A 16,672-nucleotide genomic window follows, 5' to 3' on the forward strand; every position below is an offset into this window, starting at 1 on the left:
GTAGCGTGTTATCGTGAACATCTCCATGGCGACCACGACCCTCGGCGGCGGCGTCGTGAAGCGCACCACCCGCCTGGCGGACGGGCGCGAGCTCATCTATTTCGACGACCCGGGGACGACGCTCGGGCCGGAGCGCTCGGTGGACGCCCGCGACCTGTCCCCCCGCCCGGAGACCGCGACGATGCGACTGGACGTCCTCACCGGCGACTGGATATCGATCGCCGCGAATCGGCAGAACCGCGCGTTCCTCCCCCCGGCCGAGCTCGACCCGCTCTCGCCGCAGACCCCGACGAACCCGTCCGAGATCCCCTCGCGCTACGACGTGGCCGTGTTCGAGAACAAGTCGCCGTCCTTCGGGCCCGCCCTCGCGGAAGCGACGGCGGACGCCCCCGCGGCGACCGACCCGCCGCTCGGACTGGCGGACCTCGCGGAGTACGGACTCGGCCGGACCCGCACATCCGTCGGACGCACCGAGGTGGTGTGCTTCAGCCCCGACCACACCGGCTCCTTCGGGACCCAGACCGTCACCCGGGCGCGCACCGTGATCGAGGCGTGGGCCGACCGGACGGCTGCCCTGTCGGCGCTCCCCGGGATCGAGCAGGTCTTCCCGTTCGAGAATCGCGGTCAGGAGATCGGCGTCACCCTGCCCCATCCGCACGGGCAGATCTACGCCTATCCCTACGTCACCCCGCGCACGCACCGGCTCCTGTCCGCGCTCGAACGCACCGGCGACGACCTGTTCGACCGCATCCTGACGTTCGAATCCGCGAGCGAGCGGGTCGTCCTCCGCGGCGAGCACTGGACGGCGTTCGTCCCGTTCGCCGCGCGGTGGCCCCTCGAAGTCCACCTCGTCCCGCACCGTCACGTCGCCGACTTCGCGGAGACGGATGCTGCGGAGCGTGACGAACTCGCGCCGCTCTATCTGCGGCTCCTGCGCGGGGTCGACGCGCTCTACGAGACCCCGACCCCGTACATCGCCGCCTGGCATCAGGCCCCGGTCCACGTCGGACGCGCCGGTGCCCGCCTCCGCCTCGAGCTCACCTCGCCGCGGCGCGCCGCGGACAAGCTCAAGTACCTCGCGGGGTCCGAGGCCGCCATGGGCGCCTGGATCGGCGACGTCCCGCCGGAAGCGGCGGCCGCCCGTCTCCGCGACGCCATCCAAGGAGTCCAGCTGTGACCGGAACGGATGCGGCAGCCGCCGCCCGAGACCTCTTCCACCGCATGACGGGGCACGAGCCGGACGGGTCGTGGTCGGCGCCCGGCCGGGTGAACCTCATCGGCGAGCACACCGATTACAACGAGGGCTATGTGCTGCCCTTCGCCATCCCGCACCGAACCCACGTGGCCCTCGGAGGGCGCGCGGACGGACGCATCCGCGTCGTTTCGACCTTCGACGAGGTCCCGGTGGAGGTCCCGCTCGACGCGCTCGATGCCCTCTTCCCCGACGCGCGCGACGAGGTGCCGGAGTGGTCCCGCTATCCGCTCGGAGTCGCGTGGGCGCTGCTGCACGCCGCCGGGAGAGCCGCCGACGCGGTGACCGGCGTCGACATCGCGATCGCCTCCGACGTCCCCGTCGGCGCCGGACTGTCGTCATCCGCTGCGATCGAGAGCGCGACGGCATACGCCCTGAACGACACCTGGGCGCTGGAGCTCGAACCGGTGGCGCTCGCCCGTTCGGGCCGGAAGGCCGAGAACGAGGCGGTCGGCGCACCCACGGGCATCATGGATCAGATGGCCTCGGTGCTCGGCCGCGAGGACGCCGCGATCTTCCTGGACTGCCGCACGCTGGACACGGACGTCGTGGACCTCGGCTTCACCGCGAACGACCTCGAACTCCTGGTGATCGACACCCGGGTCTCGCACGCCCACTCGACCGGGGGCTATCGCGAGCGCCGCGCGTCCTGCGAGCGGGGCGCGCAGCTCATGGGCGTGCCGGCCCTGCGCGACGTCCAGCTGACCGACCTCCCCGCCGCCGAGGCGAGGATGGACGACGTCACGTTCCGGCGGGTGCGTCACATCGTCACCGAGAACCAGCGCGTGCTGGACACCGTGCGCACGCTGCGCGAACAGGGGCCCCGCGCCATCGGGGACCTGCTGACGGCCTCGCACGCGTCCATGCGCGACGACTTCGAGATCTCCACCCCCGAGCTCGACACCGCCGTCGACACCGCCCTCGCGGCGGGCGCCCTCGGCGCCCGGATGACCGGCGGCGGCTTCGGAGGCGCGGCGATCGCGCTCGTCGAGGATGGGCTCCGGGATGCCGTGGCGGATGCCGTGCGCACGGCGTTCACCGCCGCCGGCCACACCGCCCCGCACATCTTCACGGTGCGCGCGGGCTCGGGCGCCAGGCGGGACTGAGCACCCGCCGGTCGGGCACTGCCGGATCCGTACTCCGCAGGATCGCGCCAACCCCGCACGTTTCCGGCGCATCCCTGCGAACCACGCGCGTCCGGGCCGCGTCCACGAGGGGCGGATGCAGCCGACACCCACCTCCGGCCGACTATCCTGGCGGCGGATCGCTCGCCGCACCGAAGGCCCGCACGCCGGGGCCACCGCCGGCCGGCGACCCACCCGCCGACCCGAGGAGCACCGTGACACCCGAACCGCCCGTCGTGCACACCGCAGCGGGCGCGGTCCGCGGGATCCAGCGACCGGGTTCGGCCGCGTTCCTCGGCATCCCGTTCGCCCAGGCGCCGGTCGGGGACCTGCGCTTCGCGGCCCCCGTTCCTCCGGAGCCGTGGCCGGGGATCCGGGACGCCACCGCCTACGGACCCACCCCGCAGCGCGGCGACGCGGGGATCACGCTCATCCCGGAGCCGTCCGTCCCCGGCGACGCGACCCTGAACGTGAACGTCTTCACCCCGTCCACGGATGCCGCGGCGGCGCTGCCCGTGCTCGTCTGGATCCACGGCGGCGCGTTCGTCTCGGGTGCCCCGGCCAGCCCGTGGTACGACGGTGCGAGCTTCGCCCGGGACGGCGTGGTCGTGGTGACCATCTCCTACCGCCTCGGCTTCGACGGGTTCGGCCACATCGACGGAGCACCCGGCAACCGGGGCGTCCGCGACTGGCTCGCCGCCTTGGAGTGGGTACAGGAGAACATCGCCGCGTTCGGCGGTGACCCGCACCGCGTGACGATCGGCGGGCAGTCCGCCGGCGGCGGCGCCGTGCTGACCCTGCTCGGGATGCCGACCGCACAGCACCTCTTCCACGCCGCCTGGTCGGTCTCCGCGGCGATCGGCGACGTCCCCGCCGACGAGGCGCGCTCCCGCGCGGCACGGCTCGCGGCGCTGGCGGGCGTCACGGCGGATCGGTCGGGGTTCGCGTCGGTCGACGAGGAGACCCTGCACGCTCTGCAGGACCGGGCCGCGCACGCCCCCTCCCGCGACCGCCTCGCGTCCGTCCGAGAGATGCTCCGCAACCTCGCCTGGGGACCCATGATCGACGGCGAACTCCTCACCCGCCCGACCGTCGATTCCCTGGCGGCCGGCGTGGGGTCCGACAAGCCGTTGCTCATCGGCGCCGCCGACGACGAGTTCACGATGGTGACGATGCGGATGCAGCGCATGCTTCGCTTCGTCCCGAGGGACCTCGGCCTCGGGATGCTGGGCCTGCGCGGACAGGACCGCCGCGCCTACCTCAGGGCCAACCCGATCGAGCGTCGCCGCGGCACCGCAGGACTGCTCGGACGCTACGTCTCCGACCGCGTCTTCCGTTCCCTCGTCGCCCGCGTCCTGCGGGCCCGCCGGGAAGCCGCCGCGCCGACGTGGGCGTATCGGTTCTCCTGGGCCTCCCCCGTCATCGGCTGGGCCGGCCACTGCCTGGACGTGCCGTTCTGGTTCGACTGCCTGGATGCCGATCGCGTGACGGCCATCACGGGGGACGATCCGCCCCAGGCCCTGGCCGACGCGATGCACGGGGCGGCCGTCCGCCTCGTGCGCGACCACACCGAGGACTGGCAACCCTGGCGCGAACCGGAACGGACGACCCGGGTGTTCGACGACCCCGCCCCGGGGCCCGCGGTGATCCGCGACGGCTACGCTTCAGCCGCCCTCGGCTGACCGCTCACGGACCGGGGAGGACCACCGCATCCGGCAAGCGCCGACGCATGACCTCGATCGCCTCGGGGTTGTCGTCCACGAGCACCGCACGGCGGCCGAGCGCCGCGGCGACGGCTCCGGTGGTGCCGCTGCCCGCGAACAGATCCAGCACCGCGTCGCCCGGGCGGCTGGACGCCTGGATCATCCGGCGGAGGATCCCCTCGGGCTTCTGCGTCGGGTAGCCGGTCTTCTCCCGCCCGGTCGTCGGGACGATCGTGTGCCACCAGACGTCCGTGGGGAGCTTCCCCCGTGCCGCCTTCTCCGCGGTGACGAGCCCGGGCGCCATGTAGGGCTCGCGATCGACCGCATCCGCGTCGAACCAGTAGGCGTCGGGGTCCTTCACGTAGACGAGGATCGTCTCGTGCTTGGTGGGCCAGCGCCGCTTCGTCTTGGCCCCGTAGTCGTAGGCCCAGATGATCTCGTTGAGGAAGTGGTCGCGGCCGAACAGCGCGTCCAGCATCACCTTCGCGTAATGCACCTCGCGGTAGTCCAGATGCAGGTACAGCGTGCCGTCGGGCGCGAGGACGCGCCACGCCTCGAGCAGACGCGGCTCCAGGAACGACCAGTAGTCCTCGAACGTGTCGTCGTACACGCCGAGGTCCCCGCGCAGGCGCGCGTACCCCTGCCCGCGGAAGCCGCGGTGCAGATCGGCTCCCGTCTCCGGCGCGTCCCCGGAAACCGCACGCGCGGCACGCGAGGCGGCCCGCGGTCCTCCGGTCGGCGCCCCCGCCAGACGGGTCCGGGTGCGTCCGGTGTTGAACGGCGGATCGAGGTAGACGACGGTGAACGCGCCGTCCGGGAGCCTCCGGGCGACGTCCAGATTGTCGCCAGGGTGGATGGCGATGGCCCCGCTCACGGAACGCGGCGCAGCCACGCGTCGGTGGCGAACTTCTGCGCCACCAGCGCCTCGGCCTCGGCGTATTCCTCTTCGGTGATATGTCCGGGGACGGCTCCGTAGAGGTTCGAGAAGGTGTCGATGAACCGCTCGATGATCGCCTCGCGGGGAAGGCCGGTCTGGCTGCGGAGCGGATCGACGCGCTTGGCGGCGGAGACGGTGCCCTTGTCGCTGAGCTTCTCCCGCCCGATCCGGAGCACCTCGGTCATCACCTGACCGTCCATGTCGTAGCTGAGCGTGGCGTGGTGCAGGACGCCACCGTTCGCGAGACGCTTCTGCGCCGCGCCGCCGATCTTGCCGGAGGGAGAGGTGATGTCGTTCAGCGGCTGATAGGTCGCCTCGATGCCCAGGGAGCGCAGCGCCTGCAGCACCCAATCGTCGAGGAACGCATAGGAGTCCGCGAAGGTCATCCCCGCCACGAGGGATGCGGGCACGTACAGCGAGTACGTGATGATCGAGTTGGCGCCCATCAGCATGGCGCCGCCGCCGGAGATCCGCCGGACCACGTCGTAGCCGTGCCGGGCCGCCCCCTCCGGGTCGACCTCGTTGCGCAGCGACTGGAAGGATCCGATCACGACGGCGGACTCGTTCCACTCCCACAGCCGCAGGGTGGGCGCGCGGCGGCCGTCTCCCACGCGGGCGGTGAGCACCTCGTCCAGCGCGAGGTTCATCCGCGGCGACACCGGGCGGTCGTGCACGACCTCCCAGGAGAAGTCCTTCCACCCGGGCGCGGTGACGAGGGCGCGGCGCACCGCCGTCCCCACGGACTCGGGCGTGAAACCCAGCAGCTGAGCACCCTCGGGGAGCGCGGCGCGGACGGTCGCGGCGATCGTGGCCGCATCCGTCTCCACCGGCAGCCCGGTGACCGCCGCGTCGATGTCCTGCAGCGCATCGTCGGGTTCGAGGAAGAAGTCGCCGGCGAGGTGGAAGTCCGCGATCCGCCCGTCCCGTACGTCCAGATCGACGACCACGAGCTTCCCGCCGGGCACCTTGAATTCGCCGTGCATGACTCCAGCCTAGGCGTGCCGGGACGGCGGGGAGCGGTCAGTCCCGGGCCGGGAAACGCCTGTCGAGCCAGGCGAGGAGGTCAGCGCGGATCTCCGCCTGCCCCACCTCGTTGAAGATCTCGTGGCGCGCACCGGGATAGACGAGCGTGGTCACGTCCCCGAGGCCGGACCGCTCACGGTACGCCTTGGCCAGCATGTGCACGCTGCGGGGACCGCCGACCGTGTCCTCCCCGCCCACCATCAGCAGCATCGGGACGTCGTGACCGAGGTCATTCCGCGGCCGGCCGAACAACCGCACGGCATCGATCGGTCCGAACAGCCGCAACAGCGGCTCCGAGGTCGTCAACGGGTCGGCGATGAACGCCCGGCCCACCTCCGTGTCGCTCGCGAGCCACTCGGCACCGGTGGCGTCCGCCGATTTCCATGGCCGGTTGAGGTCGCCGGCGTTGAGGCTTCCCGGCCAGCGCAGCGCTGATCCGGACAGGACGACCGCGTCGTACGCCTCCGGATGACGATCGAGGAGGATCTGCGAGAGGAACGACCCCCAGGAGTGCCCGATCAGCAGGAGGGGAAGGTCGGGATGCTCGGCACGGATCAGCCGGGAGAACTGCCACAGGGCGTCGACGGCCGCCCGGTGGCCGCCCTGCCCCAGTCTGCCCAGGCGCGCGGCGTCGCCCCACTGGGTCATCCCGGTGCGGCCGTGACCACGGTGGTCATCGGCGTAGACGACGTAACCGTCCGCGGCGAGCGCCTCGGCGAGGCGGGTGTACCGTCCGGCGTGCTCGCCGAGCCCGTGTAGGAGCTGCACGACAGCGCGCGGCGTACCGGCCGCCGGATACACGTCGTAGGTGATGGGCACCCCGTAGGCGTCGATGAACTCCGGCATGCGCAGAGTCTAGGGGCGACCGCCAAACGAGGGGGGTGTACTCTTGCGCACGGTTAGCTAGAAAAGCGAGATACTCATGGCCGATATGTCACGCCGCCGCTGGGCGGGCCTGGTCTTCATCAGCATCGCCGTATCGCTGATCATCGTGGACTCCACGATCGTCAACGTGGCCGTGCCGTCGATCGTCGACGAACTGGGCATCACCTCGACCGAGGTCCAGTGGGTGCAGGAGGCCTACACGCTGGTCTTCGCGTCCCTCCTCCTGTTGTTCGGTTCCCTCGCCGACCGCTTCGGCCGCCGGCGACTGATGCTGATGGGGGTCGTCCTCTTCGCGCTGTCGTCCGTCTTCGCCGCGCTGGCCCCCGACGGCCAGTCACTCATCCTCTCCCGGCTCGTCCAGGGAGTCGGCGGCGCGATGATCCTGCCGACCACGCTCTCCCTCATCAACGCGACCTTCCGCGGCCGCGAGCGCGGCATCGCCTTCGCCGTCTGGGGTTCCACGATCGGCGGGATGGCAGCCCTCGGCCCCCTCCTCGGCGGCTGGCTCACCGAGGCCTTCTCCTGGCGCTGGGCCTTCGGCATCAACGTGCCGCTCGGCATCATCATCCTGATCGGCGTCCTGCTGACGGTGCCCGAGTCCCGCGAACCGGGTCGGCGCTCGATCGACTTCGTCGGCGCGGTCCTGTCGGTCCTGCTGTTCGGCACGCTCGTCTTCGGACTCATCGAGGGGCGCACCTACGGGTGGTGGGGTGTCGACGAGGTGTTCACCCTCGGCTCCTTCACCTGGCCTTGGGACCTCTCCCCCGTGCCGGTCGCCTTCGCGATCACGCTCGTCTCGCTCGTGCTCTTCCTCGCCTGGAGCGTGTACCGCACCCGCAGCGGGAAGTCCGCGCTGCTGGAGCTCTCACTCTTCCGCATCCCCAGCTTCCGCGGCGGCAACATCGCGGCCCTGGTCGTCTCCCTCGGCGAGTTCGGCGTCATCCTGTCGCTGCCGCTCTGGCTGCAGTTCGTGCTCGGGTTCAACGCCCTGCAGGTGGGCCTGATGCTCGTCGCCCTCGCGGTCGGTTCCTTCTTCGCGAGCGGTTTCGCGGGAGCGATGTCGGGCAAGGTGCGCCCGGTCACGGTCGTCCGGATGGGCCTCGTCGCCGAGATCATCGGCATCCTGTGGATCGCGCTGATCGTCTCCCCCGACGCCGCGTGGGGATGGCTCATCCCGGCACTGTTCGTGTACGGCTTCGGGGTGGGTCTCGCCACAGCACAACTGACCGGCGTCATCCTGCAGGACGTCCCCGTCGAGCTGTCCGGACAGGGCTCCGGGACGCAGTCCACCTCGCGGCAGGTCGGCTCGGCGCTCGGCGTCGCGATCCTCGGCACCGTGCTCTTCACGAGCACGGGTGCCGCGCTCACCGCGTCCCTCGACGACGCCGGCGTGCCGGCGCAGCAGCGCGATCAGATCGTCGCGGCGGTCGTGGATTCCGCGGGAGGTGCGATCGCCGGACTCGCCGAGAACCCGGACACGGCGGAGGCGGCGGACGCCGCGGCCACGGCGTTCTCCGACGGCACCCGCTACGCCGCCTTCACCGCCGCCGCCTTCCTGGCCGTCGGACTGGTCACCACCGTGAGCCTCGGCCGGCGTCCCCCGGAGGAGGTCTCGGTGGCACCCGCCGAAGCCTCGTCCGAGCCGTCCTGAGCGCCCGCGCAGGTGGGTCCGCCTGGGCGGGCGCTCATTTACTTAGCATGACTAATGAGCTATGCTAAGTAATCTATGACCACACCCCCGGAACTCGCCTCCCCCGACATCGGTCACGCCGCCGCCGACCTGCGGATGGCCACCTTCAAGCTCTCCCGGCGCCTGCGCGCCGAGCGCGCCGTCGACAGCATGAGCGACGGCCAGTTCGCCGTCCTGGCGAATCTCGGCGTCTACGGTCCGCACACACTGGGCGAGCTCGCCGCGCGCGAACGGGTGACCGCGCCGTCCATGAACCGGACGGTGAACTGCCTCGAGGAGTCCGGGTACCTGGTGCGCACGCCCGACGGGGACGACCGGCGGAAGGTCAACATCACCCTGACGGATGCCGGCCGCGCCGTCGTCGAGGAGACGCGCCGCCGCCGCGATGCCTGGCTCGAGCGGGCACTGGCGGACCTCACCCCGGCGCAGCGCGATCTGCTTGCGCAGGCCATCCCCGTGCTGCGGGAGGTGGCGGACAGATGAGTGCCATGTTCCGCTCGCTCCGGCTCTACAACTTCAGGATCTGGTTCCTCGGCGCGCTGGTCTCCAACATCGGTGGCTGGATGCAGGCCACCGCCCAGGACTGGGTGGTCCTGACCCAGCTGACCGACAACGACGCCACCGCCATGGGCATCACGATGGCCCTGCAGTTCGGTCCGCCGCTCCTGCTCGTCGGCATCACCGGCTGGGTGGCCGACCGCTTCGACCGGCGTCGCCTGCTCATGATCACCCAGACGGTGTTGATGACACTGGCGGTCGCGGTCGGCGTCCTCCTGCTGTCGGGTGTCATGACGCTGCCGATGATGTTCTGCTTCGCTCTCGGCTTCGGCATCACCAACGCCTTCGACGCCCCGGCGCGCCAGGCGTTCGTGACGGACGTCGTGGCCCGGGACTACGCCGCGAACGCGGTCGCGCTGAACGCGGCCGGGTTCAACGGCGCCCGGCTGTTCGGCCCCGCGGTCGCCGGATTCCTCATCGTGCTGGTCGGCACCGGATGGGTCTTCATCGCGAACGCCGCGACGTTCCTCGCCATGCTGGTCGCTCTCGCGCTCATCCGCCGGCACGAGCTCATCCCGCGCCTGCGCGCCCCGGGCGCCGCGCGGCTCGCGGACGGGTTCCGCTACGTCGCGCGGCGGCCAGATCTCATCGTGACCTTCGTCATCGTGTTCCTCATCGGCGCGTTCGGGATGAACTTCCCGATCTTCGCGTCGACGATGGCGGTGGAATTCGGCCAAGGCGCCGACGGCTACGGAGTGCTCAGCTCGATCCTCGCGATCGGCTCCCTCGCCGGCGCCCTGCTGTCCGCACGCAGGGACAAGGCCCGGATGCGCGTGGCGATGATGGCCGCAGGCGGATTCGGAGTGTTCTCCATCCTCTCCGCGATGATGCCCACCTACCCGTTGTACGCCGCGGCGCTCGTGTTCGTCGGGTTCATGACGGTGACCCTGCTGACCACCGCGAACGGTTACGTGCAGACCACCACCGACCCGGCGGTCCGCGGCCGCGTCCTCGCGCTGTACATGGCCGTCCTCATGGGTGCCACCCCCATCGGTGCGCCCATCGCGGGTTGGGTCGCGGACACCTGGGGCCCCCGGTCGGCGATCGTCCTCGGTGGCGTCGCCGGGCTCGCCGCCTGCGCCGTCGGTGTGACCTGGCTCCTGGTCTCGGGACGCGTCCGACGCGACACGGCACGCCGGTTCCGGCTCACGATCGACGAGACGACCCCCGTCGCCGTGATCGCCCCGGAGGAGTTCAGCGACGAGGTGATGAGCACGACGCCCATCCGCATCCCGGAACGGCGTCGCGGGCGTCCCGCGCCGAGTGCACGCACCCCTGCGGAGCGCACGACCCCCTGACGCCGGGACGGCCGCCCGCCGGGAAGTCGTGCACTCGCGGGACGGGCCGGCGGCCGCTCAGATGCCGCGAACGTCAGCGCGGAACGGGACCGCGGCGCGCGACGACGACGTTCACACCGGCGCTGCGCAGCCGCTTCACGTGCGCGGCATCCGTCGCGAAGTCCACGATGACAGCATCGAAATCCGCCAGCGGGACCATGGCGTGCAGTGCCCGCTTGGCGAACTTGGTGTGGTCGGCAAGCAGGATACGGACACTGGCGGCGTCGAACATCGCGCGCTTGACGTCCACGGTCTCCAGCGTCTGGTGGAAGCACACGTCGTCCGTGATCGCAGCGGTCGACATCACGAACAGGTCGGCGCGCATCGCGGAGATGGCCGTGGTGGTCATCCGCCCCATGTATGCGCTGCACCAGTTGTAGTACTGCCCCCCCAGCCCGAGGAGGGTGATCCCGTTCGTGGCCTTCAGCTCGTTCATGATCGTCAGCGTGTTCGTGATCACGGTGAGCGGCTTCTTCGCCGGAAGATGCGGAACCAGGTGCAGGGTCGTCGTCGAGTCATCCAGCATGATCGCCTGACCCGGCTCCACGAATTCCATCGCCGCGTGCGCGATGGCCTCCTTCTCCGGCAACTGCCGCCCGGAGCGGTAGACGTCGCTGGACTCGACCAGTGCGGTGGACAGCGCGGTCGCCACACCGCGGCTCTTGCGGAGCAGGCCCCGCCCTTCCAGCTCGTCGAGGTCGCGATGCACGGTCATCTGGCTGATGGCGAACCGGTCGGCCAGCTCCTCGATCCGAAGCGCGCCGGCAGCCATGACGGCCTCGGTGATCGCCCGCTGCCTGGCCGCCTGGCGTCGCTGCCGCGAACCGTTCAGAAGATCCGGCACCTCCTGCTGGTCGCTACCCATGGTCCTCCCCCATTCCGGCTCAGCGGAGCGAGGCGGCCTCGTCGATTATCTCGGCGAGATCACCCGTATCGTGGGCGAAGCGACCGAGGAACAACCCGTCCACCGCCTCGCCGAGCTCGCTCAGCATTCCCCCCTGTGCGCTACCACCGTAGATCACCGACGAGCTGGCGATCCGCGGATCCGCTCCAAGGTGGGCCCGCAGCACCTCGACGACGTCGCGGATGTGACCTGTCGTCGCCGGCACCGGACGCCCGATTGCCCACACCGGCTCATACGCGACGATGACATCGGCGGCCGCGTCGTCGGCGAGGTCGGCCAGGGCCGACTCGAGTTGATCGACACACTCCTCCGCTGCCGCCGGAGCCGAGACCTCCCCCCGCTCGCCGATGCACAGCACCGGCGTCAGACCGTTGCGCACGGCGGCGACGAGCTTCCGGCACACGACGTCCGGCCCCTCACCGAAGTGCTCGCGCCGCTCCGCATGGCCGACCTCTACCAGGGTGCAGCCGACCGCCTTCAGATCCGCTCCGCTGACCTCACCCGTGTAGGGGCCGCGATCCTCCCAGTGCAGGTTCTGCGCCCCCAGCTCCACCGCACTGCCGAGCAGAGCCTGACGGACGGACGGGATGGCGGGAAAGGACGGCATGACGAACAGTCGCACGCGCCCATCCCGGACGGCAGCGCTGCTCCGGGCGACGTCGGCGACCCGCCTCGCCCACTCCTCCGTACTGGCGACATCCAGATAGAGCTTGAGGCTGACTCCCAGTGTCAGCGGCGGGCGACTGAGCGGTTCGTCAACCACAGCTGCCGGTCTGTTCGTACTCCGACAGCACGGCGACCTTCTCCGCGGAGGCAGAGCTCTCGTCGAATTCGTAGCCGAGCCACTCGCGCGCCAGTCTCCGCGCGAGCTCGATCCCCACCACGCGCTGACCGAACGTCAGCACCTGTGCGTTGTTACTGAGAACGCTGCGCTCGACACTGAAACTGTCATGCGCCGTGACCGCCCGGATACCCGGCACCTTGTTCGCCGCGATCGCCACGCCGAGACCCGTGCCACAGACGAGGAGGGCGCGGTCCGCCTCACCGTCGCGCACCTTCTCTGCCGCGCGGATCGCGATGCTGGGGTACGGAGTGTGTCCATCCGCGCCGACACCCACGTCGATGACCTCGGCGACCCGTGGGTCCTTCTCGAGATCCGCTTTGAGGGCCTCTTTGTACTGGTATCCGGCGTCGTCGCAACCGACGACCACGCGCCATTGGCGGGTCATGTCACTCTCCTGCTTTCTCTCAACGCGCGAGGACGGCCGAAGCGGCGGTCATCGCAAGGGCGAACGAAACCGCCCCGGGATCGGGGGTGCCGATGCTCTTCTCCACATGCGGCCGGGCGCGGCCCATGCGTGGGACCAGCGAGGCGGTGGCGGCGGCGGCCTTCTCGGCTTCACCGGCGGCGGCGGCCCACGCATCGGCGAGGGGAAGACCGGAGGACACGGCGTCGCCCAGTGAGTCGACGAAGGGGACGAGGGCGTCCACGAGCGTCTTGTCGCCGACCTGGGCCTTGCCGTTCCCTTGCACGATCGCGCGCGCCGCATCCATTGCACGGGCGATGACCGCCGCGTCCGGGCGGTCCTGGTCGCCGATCTGCTCGCCGGCGGCACGCAGTCCCGCTCCCCAGAGCGCGCCGGAGGTGCCACCGGCGCGATGCGCCCAGGCGTCTCCGGCGAGACTCAGCACGGTCCCGGCGCCGGCACCGGCCGCACCTGCCTTTCGCGCGGCCTCTGCGGCGGCTCGGGCGCCACGTTTCATACCGATGCCGTGATCGCCGTCTCCGGCGACGGCATCCAGCCGCCCCAATTCCTCGGCCTCGCGGTCGATCACGTTCCGGATCGCATCGATGACGGCGCAGACCGTCTCCGCGGCAGCGATGGAACCGGCGGATGCGACCGGGATGTCGGCCTCTGTCTCGTCGATGGCCTCGTCACCGGCGGCGATGCCCGTCAGGTCTCGCGCGCCCTTCCGGTAGGCCGGGGTGTACGCGGGCGCACTCCATGCACGTTCGAGCTCCTCGTCGAGCCAGAACAGGGTGAGCGAGACGCCCGCCATCTCGAAACTGGTGGCGTACTCACCGATCTCCGGCTCCACGACGACGACCCCGGCGTCTTCGAGCAACTGGGAGACCGTGGCGTACACGACGAACAGTTCCTCGGACTTGACCGCGCCGAGACCGTTCAGGATGACCCCCACCCTGGCGCCGTGCGCTCCGGGGATGTCGGCGGGTCGCTCATCGAGCAGAGCATCCACGAAGAGCGCGCCGAGTTCCTTGGCGGTCGGAAGGGGGCGCACATCGATGCCCGGCTCGCCGTGGATGCCCATTCCGACACCCATCTGGCCCGCCGGCACGGTGAACAGGGGCTCCTTCGCTCCGGGCAGTGTGCACCCGGTGAAGGCGACACCGAACGAGCGCGTTCGTTCGTTCGCCCGCGCAGCCACAGCGTGCACGGCGTCGAGGTCGAATCCCTGCTCGGCAGCCCACGCCGCGGCTCGGAAGACCGCGAGGTCCCCGGCGATGCCGCGGCGCTTCTCCCGTTCGTCGGGACCGGCGCTATAGATGTCGTCGGTGACCCGCACGGTGCGGCAGGGAATCCCCTCCGCGTTCAACCGAGCCTCGGCCTGGTCGAAGTTGAGGACGTCGCCCGCGTAGTTGCCGTAGCTCAGCAGCACGCCCGCGTCGGTGGCCACCGCCTTCGCTGCGCTGTAGACCTGCTGCGCGCTCGGCGAGGCGAAGACGTTGCCCATCACGGCCGCATGGGCGAGACCCGGTCCCACCAGGCCGGCGAACGCCGGGTAGTGTCCGGACCCGCCGCCGATGACGACGGCGACCTGACCGCTCGGCGTCGCGGTCGCGCGGGCGACGCCGCCGGGGACGCGACGGACCAGGCCACGGTGGGCTGCGACGAATCCCGCAGCGGCCTCATCGGCGAAATCCGCCGGGTCGTTCAGTACGTAGCTCATGATGCCTCTGGTGAAGTGGATGCGACGGGGACGGATGCGGAACACCCGCCCCCGTCGCAGGCCGTGCGGACGGCACGGCCTGTGTGGACCGAGCTCAGTCGGTGTAGGTGAACGGAGCCGTCATCTTGTCGACGTTCTCCGAGGTGATCAGGATGCAGTCGAACGCCTGCTTCTCGGTCTCGGGCGCCTCACCGGTCCGGATGAACGTGTCCGCGAGACGGACCGCCTCCTCCGAGAAGACGGCGACCGGCTGAAGCACCGTGTAGGCCAGCTCGCCGGCCTTGATCGAGTCCACCGCATCCGGGGAGCCGTCGAAGCCACCGACGACGATGCCGTCGAGCGCACCGGCCTCCTTGAGAGCGGCGATCGCGCCGAGCGCCATCTCGTCGTTACCCGAGATGACACCGTTGATGGCCGGGTTCGCCTGCAGGAGAGCCTGCATCTTGTCGTGACCCTTCGTGCGGTCCCAGTCAGCGACCTCCTTGCCGACCTGGACGAGTCCGGGGTACTGGCTGATCACCGTGGTGTAGCCGTTCGACCGGGTCTGGGCGTTGTTGTCCGACGGTGCGCCGAAGAGCTCGACGTAGTCACCGGCGTCGCCCATCAGCCGCACCCATTCCTGGGCGCCCAGGGCCGCACCCTGCGCGTTGTTCGAGACGAGCTGTGCCTTCGCGATGCCCGGCTCGTTGATCTCGGCGTTGACCAGGAACACGGGGATGCCGGCGTTCGTCGCCTTCTTCACCGCGGCGACCGACCCGTCGGCGTTCGCCGGGTCCAGGATGATGGCGACGGATTTGTTCGAGATCGCCGTGTCGATGAGGGTGTTCTCCGTGTTGGCGTCCCCCTTGTGGGCGCCCACGGTCGCCTCGTACCCGAGTTCCTCGGCGGTCGCCGCAGCGATGTCCCCCTCGGTCTTCCAGTACGGGTTGGCGGGGTCGTTGACGATGATCGTGATGAGACCCCCGGCCTCGCCCGATCCCGCCGCAGCACCGCCGGTGGATTCGTTCGAGCTTCCGCCCGAGCAAGCGGTCAGGCCGAGGACGAGCGCGCCCGCAGCTGCGAGGACGGCTAGCGCCTTCTTGCGCACCATGTGATTTGTCCTTTCTTGGAGGATCGGCAGCGGTCTTCGATGCCGATTTCGCGGTGACGGATCCGGCCGTGGCCTAAGATCCCTGTCCCGACGAGTTGGATCCCGAGCCCGCCGGCACGGGGGCCGGCGTCGAGGGTGCGGGAGAAGCAGGGGCGGCCGGGCGACGGCGCCGGCCATACTGCAGCGTGTTCAGGAGCACGGCGATGACGATCACGGCACCCATGAACACGGTCTGCCAGTAGGCGGAGACGCCGACGATGACGAGCCCGTCCGACAGGAAGCCGATCACGAAGGCCCCGAGCAGCGTGCCCCGCACGTTGCCGCGTCCGCCGGTGAGGGCTGCCCCGCCGATGACGACCGCGGCGATGGCGGTGAGCTCGTACGTGTTGCCCGCCGTCGGGCTGGCACTGGTGAGCGTCGACGCGAGGATGAGTCCGGCGATGGACGCGCACACGCCCGAGATGACGTAGACGTAGACCTTCACCCGCTTGACGGGGACACCGGAGAGCTCCGCGGCGCGTTCGTTGCCGCCGGAGGCGTAGAGCCAGCGGCCGAACTTGGTGCGTCCCAATACATAGCCCAGCGCGATGGCGACCAGACCCATGATGATCACACCGATGGGAACGTTGAGGATGCGGTTGAAGCCGAGCCAGTCGAAACCGGTGTTGCCGAGCTCCGGCTCCCCGGCCAGGTCGTTGATCGTGAGCCCGTTGGTCATGAGGAGCGCGAAGCCCCGGACCACATAGAGCATGCCGAGCGTCGCCACGAAGGGTGGGACGTTGAACCGCGCCACCAGGATCCCGTTGACCAGGCCGACGAGCGCGCCCACTCCGCAGGAGAGCAGAACCACCACCGGCACACTCGGGTAGAGGGTGACGCCGAAGATCTCGATGGGCACGCCTTGGAGCAGGAATCCGGCGATGACCGCCGAGAATCCCAGCGTCGAGCCGACCGAAAGATCGATGCCTCCGTTGAGGATCACCATCAGCATCCCGAGCCCGAGCAGCGCGTAGATCGCCACGTGCGACGCCATGATGAGCACGTTGCCCACCGTGAGGTAGTTGGGCGAAAGGAGCGAGAACACCACGATGATGAGGATGAGCGCGAGGAAGGCCCGCCCCTCCAGCAGGAGCTTGGCGAGCGAGAACTTCTTCCTGTTCTCGAGGATGGTGGTCGTTGTCGTCGTCATTGTCCGATCC

The 16,672-nt window shown here is 70.3% G+C and carries 15 protein-coding genes; 6 read left to right on the plus strand and 9 right to left on the minus strand.

Annotated features, from left to right (window positions below):
- Window positions 1-25: 25 nt before the first annotated feature.
- From galT to F6J84_RS13100, 3 genes are all read left to right on the plus strand, one after another.
- A complete protein-coding gene (gene galT, locus F6J84_RS13090; RefSeq protein WP_150974824.1) occupies window positions 26-1,177 on the plus strand; it encodes a galactose-1-phosphate uridylyltransferase in 1,152 nt (383 codons plus the stop codon).
- Complete coding sequence (galK, locus tag F6J84_RS13095; protein WP_275094016.1) at window positions 1,174-2,358, plus strand: galactokinase; 1,185 nt, start codon at window positions 1,174-1,176, stop codon at window positions 2,356-2,358. The genes galT and galK overlap by 4 nt, the downstream gene beginning before the upstream one ends.
- A 233-nt stretch (window positions 2,359-2,591) precedes the next feature.
- Window positions 2,592-4,058, plus strand: a complete 1,467-nt coding sequence (locus F6J84_RS13100) for a carboxylesterase/lipase family protein (RefSeq protein WP_150974258.1) — start codon at window positions 2,592-2,594, stop codon at window positions 4,056-4,058.
- 4 nt (window positions 4,059-4,062) lie between these two features.
- Here F6J84_RS13100 and F6J84_RS13105 read toward each other — a convergent pair whose 3' ends face one another.
- From F6J84_RS13105 to F6J84_RS13115, 3 genes are read right to left on the minus strand one after another with little or no spacing between them, the layout of a single operon-like run.
- A complete protein-coding gene (locus F6J84_RS13105; RefSeq protein WP_238702504.1) occupies window positions 4,063-4,953 on the minus strand; it encodes a DNA-methyltransferase in 891 nt (296 codons plus the stop codon).
- Window positions 4,950-5,999 (minus strand): lipoate-protein ligase LplAB, encoded by a 1,050-nt coding sequence (locus F6J84_RS13110; protein WP_150894078.1) that lies wholly within the window; start codon window positions 5,997-5,999, stop codon window positions 4,950-4,952. The genes F6J84_RS13105 and F6J84_RS13110 overlap by 4 nt, the downstream gene beginning before the upstream one ends.
- A gap of 37 nt (window positions 6,000-6,036) precedes the next feature.
- The gene (locus tag F6J84_RS13115) at window positions 6,037-6,885 is read right to left on the minus strand and encodes an alpha/beta fold hydrolase (protein ID WP_150974259.1); all 849 of its coding nucleotides are present in this window, start codon (window positions 6,883-6,885) and stop codon (window positions 6,037-6,039) included.
- A 76-nt stretch (window positions 6,886-6,961) separates the two neighbouring features.
- Between F6J84_RS13115 and F6J84_RS13120 the strand changes: the two genes are divergently transcribed.
- From F6J84_RS13120 to F6J84_RS13130, 3 genes are all read left to right on the plus strand, one after another.
- Window positions 6,962-8,575 (plus strand): DHA2 family efflux MFS transporter permease subunit, encoded by a 1,614-nt coding sequence (locus F6J84_RS13120; protein WP_150974260.1) that lies wholly within the window; start codon window positions 6,962-6,964, stop codon window positions 8,573-8,575.
- 75 nt (window positions 8,576-8,650) lie between these two features.
- The gene (locus F6J84_RS13125; protein ID WP_150894071.1) at window positions 8,651-9,097 is read left to right on the plus strand and encodes a MarR family winged helix-turn-helix transcriptional regulator; all 447 of its coding nucleotides are present in this window, start codon (window positions 8,651-8,653) and stop codon (window positions 9,095-9,097) included.
- 5 nt (window positions 9,098-9,102) lie between these two features.
- A complete protein-coding gene (locus F6J84_RS13130; protein WP_150974827.1) occupies window positions 9,103-10,470 on the plus strand; it encodes an MFS transporter in 1,368 nt (455 codons plus the stop codon).
- Between the two features lie 73 nt (window positions 10,471-10,543).
- Here F6J84_RS13130 and F6J84_RS13135 read toward each other — a convergent pair whose 3' ends face one another.
- From F6J84_RS13135 to F6J84_RS13160, 6 genes are all read right to left on the minus strand, one after another.
- A complete protein-coding gene (locus tag F6J84_RS13135; RefSeq protein ID WP_150974261.1) occupies window positions 10,544-11,374 on the minus strand; it encodes a DeoR/GlpR family DNA-binding transcription regulator in 831 nt (276 codons plus the stop codon).
- A 19-nt stretch (window positions 11,375-11,393) separates the two neighbouring features.
- The gene (locus F6J84_RS13140) at window positions 11,394-12,176 is read right to left on the minus strand and encodes a triose-phosphate isomerase family protein (protein ID WP_238702506.1); all 783 of its coding nucleotides are present in this window, start codon (window positions 12,174-12,176) and stop codon (window positions 11,394-11,396) included.
- Complete coding sequence (locus tag F6J84_RS13145) at window positions 12,169-12,642, minus strand: ribose-5-phosphate isomerase (protein ID WP_150974262.1); 474 nt, start codon at window positions 12,640-12,642, stop codon at window positions 12,169-12,171. Before F6J84_RS13145 ends, F6J84_RS13140 begins: the two co-directional genes overlap by 8 nt.
- Before the next feature lie 19 nt (window positions 12,643-12,661).
- Window positions 12,662-14,383 carry a dihydroxyacetone kinase family protein gene (locus F6J84_RS13150; RefSeq protein WP_150974263.1) on the minus strand — a complete coding sequence of 574 codons (1,722 nt, stop codon included), beginning with the start codon at window positions 14,381-14,383 and terminating at the stop codon, window positions 12,662-12,664.
- Window positions 14,384-14,477: 94 nt separating this feature from the next.
- A complete protein-coding gene (locus F6J84_RS13155) occupies window positions 14,478-15,473 on the minus strand; it encodes a D-ribose ABC transporter substrate-binding protein (protein WP_150974264.1) in 996 nt (331 codons plus the stop codon).
- Between the two features lie 73 nt (window positions 15,474-15,546).
- Window positions 15,547-16,662 (minus strand): ABC transporter permease, encoded by a 1,116-nt coding sequence (locus F6J84_RS13160; protein WP_150974265.1) that lies wholly within the window; start codon window positions 16,660-16,662, stop codon window positions 15,547-15,549.
- Window positions 16,663-16,672: the final 10 nt, after the last annotated feature.

The sequence above is a fragment of the Microbacterium caowuchunii genome, assembly GCF_008727755.1.
GTDB classification, from domain to species: domain Bacteria; phylum Actinomycetota; class Actinomycetes; order Actinomycetales; family Microbacteriaceae; genus Microbacterium; species Microbacterium caowuchunii.